The sequence below is a fragment of the Gordonia tangerina genome (assembly GCF_021556435.1).
Lineage (GTDB): Bacteria > Actinomycetota > Actinomycetes > Mycobacteriales > Mycobacteriaceae > Gordonia > Gordonia tangerina.
The window spans coordinates 24,072-36,332 of the sequence record NZ_JAKGCU010000024.1 but is presented as its reverse complement, the minus strand read 5'-3'; the positions used below and the strand labels follow the sequence as shown (position 1 = coordinate 36,332).

Here is a 12,261-nt window from a genome sequence, read left to right as displayed (position 1 = left end):
GAGTGACGACCGCGGCGGTGGCCGCGATCGCTGCGGCCACGATTGCCGCGGGCGTCGCAGGGCAGGCCGTGGCGGCCCCGCCTGGCTCGGCACCACCGTCGACCGACACGGCTCCCGGCACGGCACCAGCCACCCCAGCCCCGGCTCCGGCTCCGGCTCCGGTCGCACCGCAGTCGGGTCCGAGTATCATTCCGGCCCCGACCTACGACGCGCCGCCCGTGTATGAGGGCACCTCGGGCTACACCCCGCCGGTGTACTCCGGGCCGTACAACCCGATCCCACCCCAGTTGAGCGCGCCGCGCCAAGTGAAGCCGGTCAATCCAGTCTTGCCGCGCCCGGGCGTGATCAAGCTGGGTAACCTGCGTTTTCCGCAGGGCGTCATCTCTGATGCCGACGCCCGCAACCTGAATGGGCAGGCAGCCACGATCGAGGCTCGGGTCGCGACCTACTACGAATCGATCGGCTACCCCAAAGACCAGGCCGCCCGTACCGCCGCCTCCACGACGGTCGGCATCCTTGTCGGTGGCACGGCCGGGGCGATCGCCCTGGGCATCCCAACTGCGGTCGCCGGCGGCGTAGTCGGTGCCGGTGTGGGCAGCGCGGTGGGCGCGATCACCGGCGCCATCCTCGGTGGGGTAGGCGGGACCGTGGTCGCTCCGGGACCGGGAAGCGCGGCCGGCGCCACAGCTCTAGCCGGACCAGGAGCACTGATCGGATTCGGCGTGGGAACCGGTGTAGGCGTGGTCGGCGGGGCTGCTGCCGGTGCGGCACTGGGTGCACTCGGCGGCGGAGCACTGGGCGGCGCCATCGGATATGCCGTGGGCGCAGGCGATCCCGGCGGCGACCCGAACGCGCCGATCGGCCCGACCAACGAGGACCCCAGCAAATCGAAGCCGGCACCCCCGCACCCTGAGGCCAATCAGTACGAACTGCACCTCGACGCCACCGGGCTGCCGGGCAACGGCACGGTCGACTACGTCGTCAACAAGAGCGGCGATGTCGACGCCACCGCCCAGCTCGGCGGTGTCACTGCTCCGATCCACATCAGCCACGAGCAGGCCGACAGCCCGTATCAGGCCGCTGGCGCGCTGGCCCAGACCGCCCGCGACACCGTCGCAAGCGGTGTCAAAGACCTCTCCGACCAGGCGGAGAAGGCCATTGGTGGTCTGAAAATCGATTACCCGCAGTTCGCTGCGCCCCGGAAGTGACACCACCGCAATGACCTACGTGCACACCACCATCCCCGCGCACCGCCGCCGCCCGGCGACACACCGGGCGCTGGTGGTGTGCACGGCTCTCGTGGCAGCGGCGACTATCGCCGCGGGCTGCTCACAGACCTCGTCTGTCTCGATCGATGAGTTCGCTGCCGATCAGTCGCCGACATTGCCGGCGCTGCCCGCTATCAGCCCGATCACCTGCGATCGGTCATCGGCAGAGCCAGGCGAAACAGTCACCCGCGATGCCGGGGGACACGACACACCGATCGACGCGGTCGCCGCCTACCACCACGCGGTCATCACCACCCGCGATCCCTCCCAGGTAGCCGCGGCAGTGGCGCCCGGACAATCCATGGGCAGCCCCGCACTGATCGAGGCAGCATTCGACGGGTTCCCGGCCGGTACGACCTACTGCCTGCGGATGCGGCAGACCGATGCCACAACAGTGCTGGCCACCCTCGACTATCAGCCACCGGCCGCCCCGCCCGCGCAGTACAAGGTGCGCGCCACCACCACCGGGGCAGCAGGCCAGATCCGACTCACCGGGGAGGTCGACCAGTGACCGACAACCGATGGGCGTGGATCACCCCCGATCACAGCGACGCCGCTGATCGGACCGAGGCCACTGACACATCGGTCACTGACACATCAGCACAGAAGCTACACATCAACAGCGGTGCCGGTGCCGAAGCTCTCGACCTGTGGAACCCGCATCATGCCGCCATTCCCGCCCCGACCGCGCACACCCCGGCACCATCGAGTGCACCTGTCGAGGATGCTGCATCTCACGATGTTCTCACCGACGCAGTGCCCGAACAGTTTCCGGCTACCACCGCACTGCCGAACGGGGATCTGAGCCAGGCATGGACCGGGGCCGATGCCCCCACCGAGCCTGAGTCGGATGCTCTCACTGCGCTACTCGCGGACGGCCGCCGCCGCAGCGTTCGGCGCCGCACGATGCGCCGCGCGGCGATCGTTGCCGGCGTCGTGGCGGTCACAGCCACGGTGGTAGGTGTCGTGGCCGCCGCGGTGTGGCCGACCGAGCCCACCCCGTCGGCTGGTCGGACACCGGTCAGTGCGTGGTGTCCGGTCGGTGTCGACGGTGATGTCACCACCGTCGACACTGGGGGTGCGGCCGATTCCCCACAGTCAGCGGTCGCGGCGTTTGTGTCCGCGCTGCTCGATCAGCGCTCACCGGCGGCCGCCCGTGCGGTGATGGCGACCTCGGCTCCGGCTCCCACCCTCGGCGAGCTGCGCACCTGGATTGCCGGACTGCCCGCCGCACAGGTGCAGTGGTGCGCCCAGATCACCGCCACCGAATCTCCGGCCCGTCTGCGGGTCACGGTGACCGGCCGGGTCGGTGATGACGGTGACCCGCAACCGATGTCGACCGACACGTTCTACGTCTCCGCGCCCACGCCCACCACCTGGGTCGTGGACGCCATCGTCGCCGAGGAAGGGACCCAGCCGTGATGACCGATCACGACAACACCGTCGCCGCACCGATGCCCCCCGACGTGGTGGCCTGGCCGCGGGAGTGGCGGTGTGACCCGTTGACCTCGGGCCACGATCTGCCGCCACTATTCGCACTCGTCGGCGCCAGCGGGGGAGTGGGCACCACCACCCTGGCCCGGATGTGGGGGCCGGCCGCCGACTCCGATACCCGCTGGCCGGCCAATCCAGAGACCACCCAGTGGTGTGTGCTCGTGGCGCGGCTGTCGATGGCCGGTATCGATGACGCCGCGGCGCGGCTGCGCGGCGACGCAGGCCCCGACGGGCTCGATGTGTTCGGGATCGTCTGGACCCCACCGAGACCCGGCCGCATCCCGAAAGAGGTCAACCGCTACGCGGCGACGATCGGCGAGCTGGTCGATCACTGCTGGTGGGTGCCGTGGATCGAGGAACTCATGCTGGCACGCCGCGATGCGATCGCGCCGTGGCTGCCCACCTCGCCGCTGCCGGACAAAAAGCACAGCAACCTCGCGGCCGGTCCGCCCCTGACGGTCTGCACCACCGGCGCCGACATCGTCGCCACCGTCACCACCCGCTACCGCCACTAGCCGATACCGCCTGCGACCGCTGACCACGCACCCGCGAGGTCAGGACCTCACCAACAAAAGGGAAGACGCTCATGACACCGCACCACCTGACAACCCTGATCTACCTCGCCGCCGACCCCATCACCGTCAACCCGACCGCACCCCCCGGCTCGGACAAGCTGCTCAACATCGTGTCCTGGGGCGGCTGGATCGGCATGGTCGCCGCCGTGGTCGCGCTCATCTACAACGGCGCCAAATTCGGCTATGAGCGGAAACAGGGCACCGCCAGCAACGACGCAGCGACCAGCGTCGCCTGGACGTGTGCGGGTTGCGTGGTAATGGCGATGGCCGGGGGGCTGGTCGGAGCCATCGTCTGACCGGGACGGCCCACCCGTACATCTCAGCCCGAGTCGTCTGGAAAGTTGAACAGCTATGACAGAGAACGGAATTGCCCATGCAAGCCGAAGAATTGGCCTATGCCCGTCTCGAGCAGGTATTGGGGTGGGTGGCGTGGATGGCGTGCCTACTCGCGGTGGGACGCCTGATCTGGATCGGCGCACTGTTCTGGCAGGCCAAGCGCCAGGAACGCGGCGACGTCGGGATCGACAACCTCGTCGGCCAGCTGATCGGCGTCGTTCTCGTCGCGTCCTCGGGCGCGATCGCCGGGGCGTTGCTGTCCTGACCGCAGCGGCGCTGGCCGCGGCGGTAGTACTCGCCGGATGCGGTAGCGACGGACCGCCGACCGATCCGGGCGACTCGATCACCGGCGTCGCGCCGACTGCACCGCCGACGGGCCTGTCGTGGAAAGCATTTCAGGGCATGTCCATCCCGATCGCCGATCAAGGCCCGCACACCACCATCCCGATCGCGGCGCCGCACGGGTTCGACCATAACGGTCCCGGTGCGGCGCTGGCCGCGATCAACGCCACGGTCCGGATGAGCGTGGCCGCCGATGACCAGTGGGGCACGGTCGCCGATCACCTCATCGCACCCGGCGCGGCCCGTGACGCCTGGGCGGTCAATCGGGTCCGGCTCTCGATCACCGCGCCCGCCGCCGATGCGCCACGCATCTGTGGATATGAGATGACCCGCTACACCCCGCAACGCGCGGACGTGTCGATCGTGACCCGCCAACGCGACAACTCGCTGACCGCCAACGCCGCGAGCGTGGTGTGGAGCGCGGGCGGCGACTGGCAACTCCAGCTGCCCGACCCCTCCGCACAGACCGCTCCAGTGACCGCGATCGACACGCTGCCGGCGTCGATGATCACGCTGAAAGGCCAGTGCTGATGAGTGACAACAAGTCTGTGTTCCCGACCAGCGACCCCGCGCCGATGCCGCGGCGCGGGTGGATCATCGCTGCGGTCGTGGTCGTGGTGGTTGTCGTGGCCACCGCGGTGGTCCTCGTCCTCAACCGGGGCGACTCCAGCACATCGGATGGCCCGCCGGTCACCGCACCCACAGCCAGCGCGCCTGCGTCGGCGAGCACGCCAGACGGCGGGTCGGGGTTCACCGGCACAACGGTGGACAAACTAGGCCATCCGGTGCAGCTGCCCGCCAACCCAGCCGGCGAGCTGCTTCCCCAAAACGCGCGCACCCCCACCGATCGCAACGACGCCCCGGCCGGCCTGATCTGGGAGAAACTCTACGATCTGCCGGTCGTGCCGTTCTCGACCAGCGACGGACCCTCCACCATCACCGATGGCATTCCCCAGGGGTGGTCGCGCACACCGCAGGGTGCGGCCCTGGCCGGCATCTCGATCCTGGCCCTGTTACTGGGGGCACCCGACGAGCCGTCGATGACCGTCGAGAACACACTCGTCTCGGGTGACCCACAGGTGATCCGAAACGAAGTCAGCTCATCGCGTCCGGTGCGCCAAGTCGCTCTGGACAATCCGGAGTTAGCCGGCGGCACGATGCAGGGCGTCACAGTGACACGGTTTTCACCGTCGTTCGCCACGGTGCGCGTCGCTGCGGGCCCGGTGTACACCGACGACCACCCGTCGGGGGCGTACGCGGTGTCGACACTGAACCTCACCTGGGACGAGGGCACCTGGAAGCTCATTATCACCACCGAGAGCCCCGGCCGCCCCGAATACCGGGACTCGATCGCAGGAATGACGCCGTGGGTCGACTGACCCGGCTGCGACGGCTGATCGTCGCTGCCCTGGTGGCAGTACTGATCGCGGTCGGTGTGAGCGCGATCGCGCCGGCATCGCCCGCGGCCGCCGATCCTGTCGGCGATGTGGCATGCGCGGCAGGCAACCTCGTCCTTCCCGGTGTGTGCGGGGTGGGGTCGGCGGCGGCAGATGCGGCCAGCGACGCCATCGACGACGCAGCCAGCAGCGGCTTCAAAGGGATTGTGAAGTCGATCCTGCAGGGCACCGGGTCGGCGATGACGCTGGTGCTGACGTGGTTTGTGCGGGTACCGACACCGGAAGCAGCGCAGTACAGCGCCATCCAGAAGGTCAAAGACCTCACCTTGCGGTTGCAGCTGATTTTCATGGCCCTGTCGATCGTGGTGGGCGGGGTGCGGCTGATGCTGGCCAAACGCCACGCCGTGTATGCCGCCGGTGAAGAGCAGTTCCACGCGTTGTCGCGGGCGGTGATCGGGGCGTGGGTGTTCGGTGGGTTCCTCACCGCCTTGTCGGTGGCGGTCGACGCGCTGTCGGTGGCGTGGCTGGGGTCGGTGACCGACGGTGACGCCGCGAAGGTCATCGCTCGGATCGTCAACGTGGAAGTCCTCACCGGCAGCTCCGGGATGGCGACCGGGTTCTTGCTGATCGTCGGGATTCTCGGCGCTCTCGGGGCGGTCTTTCAGGCCGTGGTGTTGGTGGTGCGCCAGGCGATGTTGATCCTCGTCACCGCCTACATCCCGATCATCGGAGCGGCCTCGGGCACCGAACTGGGCAAAGCGGCCTACTCGCGCACCGTGCGGTGGGTGCTGGCGCTGCTGCTGTGGAAGCTGGTCGCCTCCGGGTGTTTCGTGGTCGCCTTCACCCTGGCCGGCGACTCCGACGACCCGTCGGCCGAGGAGGTGTTCTACGGGTTCATCCTGCTGTTCCTGTCGGCGTTGATGCTGCCGATGATGATGAAACTCGTCTCGGCCGGGCTGTCGATGTCGGGCGGATCGGGGATGCAGGCCGGAATGATGGCCGCTGGTGTGGTCGCCGCCGGCGGCACCCTGGCCGCCGGTGGTGCCGGGGCCGGCGGCGCGGCCTCGACCGCCGGCGCTGCAGGCGCGACCGGCGCCGCAGGGGTCAGCGGCGGTTCCGGGCCTGCCGGTGCCGCGGCGGGCGGCGGTTCGGCTGGAGGCGGTGGCGTAGCGCGGATGTCGTCGGCGGCCATGAGTGGTGGCGGTGGCCCGGCTGCCGGGGGAGGTTCGGGCTCCTGGGGTGGTGCCCGCTCCGGTGGCGGGTCGATGGCGGCGACCTCCACAGTCCCGTCCACCGCGGCAATGCCCGAAGCCAGCTCATCGGGTGGCGCGAGCAACCGGTTCTCGGCCGCCAGTGACGCGATGGGCACCAGTGGGGTCATGTCGCAGGCGGCAGAGAACTTCTTCGACGGTGCCGATGACGGCATGTCCGCAGATGGAGGGTTGCGATGAGTACCACCACACCTGACCGCAATGCGTTGTTGCTGTATGGCCGGTGGGAGCGTCCCCGCTCCACGGGCCTGTTCGGGATGACCTGGGGCGTCACAGTACTCGCCGGCCTCCTGCTCATCGGAATCATTGTCTGTTTCGTGTTCACCCAGTCACTGGTGATGACGGGTGTATTGATCGCGGTCTCCGTGGTCGGGATGGCCCCTTTGGTCTACTCCCGCGACGGCCGCACCGGATGGGAGATGACGGTGTTACGAGTGCAATTCAACTGGGCGCGGCTGCGTAAGCAGACGGTGTACCGAGGTGGGGTGTTCGGGCAGGTGCCCGGCACCGCCCGGCTACCGGGCATTGCTGCCGGCTCACACATGTACGGCTACGAGCTGCGCGATGGCCAGCGCTTCGGGCTCATCCACTACCCGGCGAAAAACCACTTCACCGTCAGTCTCGCGGTGCAGCCCCAAGGGCAGGAACGCGTCGATCAGTGGCAGATCAACGAATGGGTCGCCGCCCAAGGCGATTTCCTGGCCCGACTGGGCTCGGCGCGCGGCGCGGTCGGCGCCGAGGTCGTGGTGGAGTCGGTACCCGATGCGGGTGCGCGCATCGGTGCGGAGGTACGTCGCATCACCGACCCGAACGCACCGGCGTTCACGCGGGAAGTGATGGCCGAAACTGTGCTGACGCGCGGATCGGCGCGGGTGCGTTCGGATGTGCGTCTGACGTTGACGTTCGCACCGCTGCGCGAGGCATCCTCGCGTGAGGTCGCCGATCAGGCAGCCGAGATCGGACGTCGCCTGTCGACGCTGATCGTGGCCGCCGCGCAGGCCGGTATCGCGGCTTCGGCGCTGTCACCGGGCGAGTTGACGCTGTATCCGACCCGCGCCTACAACCCGGAACTGACCGCCGACCTCGAACGGATCTCGGGCACCGCCGACGGCGAGGAGTTGCGGTGGACCGGAGCCGGACCGATCACCGCCACCGAGGAATGGGATTGCTACCGGCACAACGGGTTCACCTCAGTGTCGTGGGAGATGGGCACCCCACCGGCCGGTCAGGTGCCCTCGGACACACTGCTGCCGCTGCTGGCACCGCGCGCGGACCTGCCCCGCAAACGCGTGGCATTGATCTACCGAGTGCATTCGGCCGCGGACGCGGTCAAGCTCGTCGACAACGACTTCCGTGAGGCGTTGGCCGCCGAACAATCCAAGAAGGGTGTGGTGTCGGCGTCGGCGTCGTTGCGGGTGCAAAACACCAACGCCGCCCGCTCCGAGCAGGCCCGCGGCGCAGGACTGACCCGGTTCGGGATGCTGGTCACCGCGACCGTACCGGCCGGTTCTGACCTGCCCACCATGCGCTCGGAGATCGAGGCGATGGGCGACTCCGCTCGGATCGGGTTGCGCCGCTGCTGGGGCTATCAGGCCGCAGCGTTCGCCGGGTCCCTCGGCATGGGCACCATCCTGCCCGAATACGCCTCCATCAGCGGAAAGCTCGGCGGATGAGCGCGCCGATCGGTGCGCGCCATCGCGCCACCCCCGAGTTGAGCGATCTCACCGTCGACGACGCGGCCGCCGAAACATTCGTGCGGGTCGCCGGGGTGCGGTTGCGGTCGGTCACGGGCATGACGCAGCTGCGTGAGCAGATGGCACTACCGGGCCGGTCCGGGAAGAGGGCGCACCGCGAGATGCGGCGTGAGCAGCGTCGCCGCCAGATCGCGATCGACCGGCTCATCGAGTCCGAGGGCTGGGACAAACCCATGCCCGGACGCACCCCGCGCGGGTTCGTCGGCGCCGGTGGCGGGCGTATGGCCTCGATCGCGCGGCTACCGGAATGGCGGGCGACAACCACCCAGACCGCCGGGCTCTCCCCGTATTGCATCGGTGCCGCCGCCCCGATGCTGGGCACCCCCGTCGGGGCGCACCTGTTCACCGGCGAGGACGTCGGGTTCGATCCGCTGGCGTGGATGAATGCCGGCATGATCACCGCGCCGATCTTGTTTGTCCTGGCGCTCAACGGGTTCGGAAAGTCGTCGCTGGTGCGGCGCATCGCGACCGGCACGATGGCCCAAGGCCACACCGTGCTGTTCATGGGCGATGTGAAACCCGACTACGTCGGCCTCACCCAGGCCGTGGCCGGCCAAGTCATCGACGCCGGGCCGGGTGCGGCGAAGATCAACCCCCTCGCTGTGGGCGCGCTCGGCTCGATCATCCCGACCTTGATCGACGCCGGCCGCGAGGACCTGGCCCGCTATGTGCGCGATCAGGTGCACTCGCGCCAGGTACAGGCGGTGACCGCGTTGATCCAACTCGGCCGCGGCAGTGTGGTCGCCGACTTCGAAGAAACCCTCATCTCGGCGATCCTGATCCACCTGTACCGGCCCACCGGGCAGGGTGGGGGAGGGTTCACTCACCACCATCCGCCGCTGTTGCACGACATGTACAGCGCTCTCGACGAGTCCCCACCGGATCTGTGGGCCGCGGCCGGTGCCGATGACCGTGAACAGTTCCGCGACATCACCCGCCGGCTGCGCCAAGCGCTCAAATCCATCGTGGACGGCCCGCTCGGTGAGGTGTTCAACCACCAGACCACCACAGCGATCGACGTCGATGCGCCCGCGGTGTGTATCGACGTGTCCAAAATCCCCGACGGCCAATCCAAGCTGAAAGCCGCGATCCTGTTGACGTGCTGGTCGGATGGGTTCGGTGCGGTCGAGGCCGCGCACACCCTGGCCGATGCCGGGCTGTCAGCACCCCGCCAGTTTCTGGTGGTGATGGACGAGTTGTGGCAGGTGCTCGCCGAACCGGGCATGGTCGACAAGGTCAACGCGCTGACCCGACTCAACCGGCAGATCGGTACCGCGCTGATCCTGATCACCCACACCATCAAAGACCTCGCCTCGTTTGAGTCTCAGGCCGATGTGAACAAGGCGTTGGGGTTCATCGAGCGGGCACGCGCCAAGATCATCGGCCCGGTCGGTCCCGACGAGCTCGAACGGCTCGGCGGGGTCATGTCGTTCACCAACACCGAGAAACGCCTGATCACCTCGTGGTCGACGACACCGCCGCCCACGGCGGCGACCATCAAGAAGATCACCGCCGGACAACGCCAATCCCCTCCGGGGACCGGGTGTTTCATGCTCAAGGTCGGTGAAGACGACCGCCCCGGTATCCCGTTCCGGCTCAACTTCACCCCGGCCGAAGCGTCCTCCGGTGTTCACGACACCAACCAGCGATTCTCACTACGCAGCGGCCAGGAGCAGCGATGAAGAAAGGGGAGGTCGCCGACGACGCGGTCAAAGAGCTCGCTGTCGGTGCCGCCGATCAGTTGATCGACGGTGGTATCAGCCGCAGCCAGGCATTCGGCACGGTCGCCGACAACATCGGTGTGCACGCGCACACCGTGCGCAACTGGTGGCGCGCTGCCCATCCCGAACTGACACTGTCCGGCGAGGACCGGATGGCGCTGGCCGAACTGCACACCAAACTCGCGGTGCTCACCGAACTCAACGCACAGCTCACGACTCGGCTGCGCCGCCGCACTGAAACCTCGGGCGGGTCCTAGCCGATGAACGAAGCGTCCGGTGCGGCCGGCAAGGCGATCGCCACAGCGCTCGCCGCGGTCATCCTCGCCACCATCACCCTGGTGGCAGTACTGTCCGGATCCGGTGTCACCGACTGCGCACCGACCACCACCAACCAGTACGGGATGGGCGTCACCGACGCGGGCGGTGCCACCCTGGCCGGTCTCAACGAGAAACAACTCACGCTCGCGGCCAACGGTGTCGCGATCGGCAAGCAACGCGGCGAGACCGAGTCGGTGATCTTGTCGCAGTCGATGGCCATGGCCACCGAGTCGACCTACCGCAACCTGTCCAACACCAACGTGCCCGCATCGGCGAGCTACCCCAACGACGGCGCAGGATCTGACCACGACTCGGTGGGACCCCACCAGATCCGGGTGTCGATGCACGCCGGCGGCGACCTCACCAAACTGATGGACCCGGTATGGCAGATCAACTGGTTCTACGACACCGCCGACTCCATCGGCGGCCACGACACGATGGACCCCGCCGCCCTGGCCCAGGCCGTCGAACGCTCCGGCGTCCCTGACGCCTATGCCACCAAACGAACGCTGGCCGAAAACGTCATCGCCGCAGTCACACCCCGGCTGGGCGATCTGGCTATTGGAGCGTCGTCGGCCGCCGGCGAGGGCGGTACCGAGTCGTGTGAGACTCCCGGCGGCGACACCGGCCCGCTCGATGGCAGCTTCGGTCAGCGGGTGATCGCCGCAGCGATGCGCTGGATCGGCACCCCGTATGCCTGGGGTGGCGGCAACAAGGACGGCCCCACCAAAGGCATCCACGACGGCGGGGTCGCTGACAGCTTTGGCGACTACAACAAGGTCGGGTTCGACTGCTCCGGACTCACTCTGTACGCGGTGTATCAGGCCTCCGGCGGCACCATCGAGCTCGGCCACTACACCGGCAACCAAGCCAGCGACCCACGCGGGCAAGTCATTGCGCTCGACCAGAAACAGCCCGGCGACCTCATCTACTTCGGTGCCTCGGCCGAAGGCTCACATCACGTCGGCATCTACTACGGCAAACGCAACGGCCGAGACATGCTGCTCAACGCCCCCCAATCCGGGCAGACCGTTGCGGTCCAACCGCTGTCGGGATGGAGCGGCGAAGGCATGTACGTCCGCCGCTTCGGCGTCGGCATCGACACCACTCGACCGGCACCGACCAACCAGTAAGCCTCGACGAAAAGGAAGCCTGCGTGAACACATCTCAACCTCTGCGCACACCCCCGGCGATGATGACACGCCGGCGAATCGCGGCAGCACTCCTGGCCGGCGGCGCAGTGGTGGCCCTGGCATCGTGCTCGGCGAGCGACGACACCAGCACCTCACCACCCACCTCGACGACACCGCCGGCCGCGTCAAGTCTTCCACCAGGGATGCAGCCGGGACCCACCGACCAGCCGCGGCCGTGCCCGACCGGGCAGCTGTGCACGGCCGATCAGGTGATCGTCGCCGCGCTCGAGGAGGTCTTCAGCTACCGCGGCACCGACCCCGATCCGGCCGCCGCGGCCGCCGACCGAGCCGCCGACCTGCTCACCCCCAGCTACCGGGCCGCCGCCGCGGGATCGTGGTCGATGCTCGCCCCGATCACCGGGTCCCAGTGGGCGCAGTGGAAAGCCATCCGCGCCACGGTCGAGGCATCAGCGCGGGTGCTCTCCGATGAGCATCCCCCCGACACCGCCGCCACCGCCGCCCGGGTAGCGACAGTGACCCAGACGGTGACCCCGACCGGTGAGCAGCTCGCCCCGATGACCGTGTGGGTCGTGGCCCGCGCTGGCGGGCCCACCGGTTGGCAACTCGACACCATCACCACCCAGCAGTAACA

Annotated in this window: 14 protein-coding genes; all 14 read left to right on the top strand. The window is 68.5% G+C overall.

All coding sequences use genetic code 11. The features are described 5' to 3' along the window. Positions 1-2 precede the first annotated feature (2 nt). The 14 genes from L1892_RS20020 to L1892_RS19955 all read left to right on the top strand — a co-directional run bounded on the left by L1892_RS20020 (position 3) and on the right by L1892_RS19955 (position 12,259). Positions 3-1,208: a hypothetical protein gene (locus tag L1892_RS20020; RefSeq protein ID WP_235725405.1), complete on the top strand. Its 1,206-nt coding sequence runs from the start codon at positions 3-5 to the stop codon at positions 1,206-1,208. A 10-nt stretch (positions 1,209-1,218) separates the two neighbouring features. Next, on the top strand, positions 1,219-1,779 hold the full coding sequence (locus L1892_RS20015) for a DUF8176 domain-containing protein (RefSeq protein ID WP_235725404.1): 561 nt from the start codon (positions 1,219-1,221) through the stop codon (positions 1,777-1,779). Beyond that, a complete protein-coding gene (locus L1892_RS20010; protein ID WP_235725403.1) occupies positions 1,776-2,690 on the top strand; it encodes a DUF8176 domain-containing protein in 915 nt (304 codons plus the stop codon). The genes L1892_RS20015 and L1892_RS20010 overlap by 4 nt, the downstream gene beginning before the upstream one ends. Continuing rightward, positions 2,690-3,277 carry a DUF6668 family protein gene (locus L1892_RS20005; RefSeq protein WP_235725402.1) on the top strand — a complete coding sequence of 196 codons (588 nt, stop codon included), beginning with the start codon at positions 2,690-2,692 and terminating at the stop codon, positions 3,275-3,277. The genes L1892_RS20010 and L1892_RS20005 overlap by 1 nt, the downstream gene beginning before the upstream one ends. A 71-nt stretch (positions 3,278-3,348) precedes the next feature. Further along, on the top strand, positions 3,349-3,633 hold the full coding sequence (locus L1892_RS20000; RefSeq protein WP_235725401.1) for a hypothetical protein: 285 nt from the start codon (positions 3,349-3,351) through the stop codon (positions 3,631-3,633). A gap of 77 nt (positions 3,634-3,710) precedes the next feature. Next, positions 3,711-3,938, top strand: a complete 228-nt coding sequence (locus L1892_RS19995; RefSeq protein WP_235725400.1) for a hypothetical protein — start codon at positions 3,711-3,713, stop codon at positions 3,936-3,938. After that, complete coding sequence (locus L1892_RS19990) at positions 3,935-4,546, top strand: DUF8175 domain-containg protein (protein ID WP_494516555.1); 612 nt, start codon at positions 3,935-3,937, stop codon at positions 4,544-4,546. The genes L1892_RS19995 and L1892_RS19990 overlap by 4 nt, the downstream gene beginning before the upstream one ends. Continuing rightward, positions 4,546-5,394, top strand: coding sequence for a DUF8175 domain-containg protein (locus L1892_RS19985; protein ID WP_235725398.1), 849 nt, complete (start codon positions 4,546-4,548; stop codon positions 5,392-5,394). The genes L1892_RS19990 and L1892_RS19985 overlap by 1 nt, the downstream gene beginning before the upstream one ends. Then, positions 5,382-6,863 carry a hypothetical protein gene (locus L1892_RS19980; RefSeq protein WP_235725397.1) on the top strand — a complete coding sequence of 494 codons (1,482 nt, stop codon included), beginning with the start codon at positions 5,382-5,384 and terminating at the stop codon, positions 6,861-6,863. Before L1892_RS19985 ends, L1892_RS19980 begins: the two co-directional genes overlap by 13 nt. Further along, on the top strand, positions 6,860-8,356 hold the full coding sequence (locus L1892_RS19975; RefSeq protein ID WP_235725396.1) for an SCO6880 family protein: 1,497 nt from the start codon (positions 6,860-6,862) through the stop codon (positions 8,354-8,356). Before L1892_RS19980 ends, L1892_RS19975 begins: the two co-directional genes overlap by 4 nt. Continuing rightward, positions 8,353-10,119 carry a putative type IV secretion/conjugal transfer ATPase gene (locus tag L1892_RS19970; RefSeq protein WP_235725395.1) on the top strand — a complete coding sequence of 589 codons (1,767 nt, stop codon included), beginning with the start codon at positions 8,353-8,355 and terminating at the stop codon, positions 10,117-10,119. Before L1892_RS19975 ends, L1892_RS19970 begins: the two co-directional genes overlap by 4 nt. Beyond that, positions 10,116-10,415 (top strand): transposase, encoded by a 300-nt coding sequence (locus L1892_RS19965; RefSeq protein ID WP_235725394.1) that lies wholly within the window; start codon positions 10,116-10,118, stop codon positions 10,413-10,415. Before L1892_RS19970 ends, L1892_RS19965 begins: the two co-directional genes overlap by 4 nt. 3 nt (positions 10,416-10,418) lie before the next feature. Then, complete coding sequence (locus L1892_RS19960; RefSeq protein WP_235725393.1) at positions 10,419-11,609, top strand: C40 family peptidase; 1,191 nt, start codon at positions 10,419-10,421, stop codon at positions 11,607-11,609. 23 nt (positions 11,610-11,632) lie between these two features. Beyond that, positions 11,633-12,259, top strand: coding sequence for a hypothetical protein (locus L1892_RS19955; RefSeq protein ID WP_235725392.1), 627 nt, complete (start codon positions 11,633-11,635; stop codon positions 12,257-12,259). Positions 12,260-12,261 lie beyond the last annotated feature (2 nt).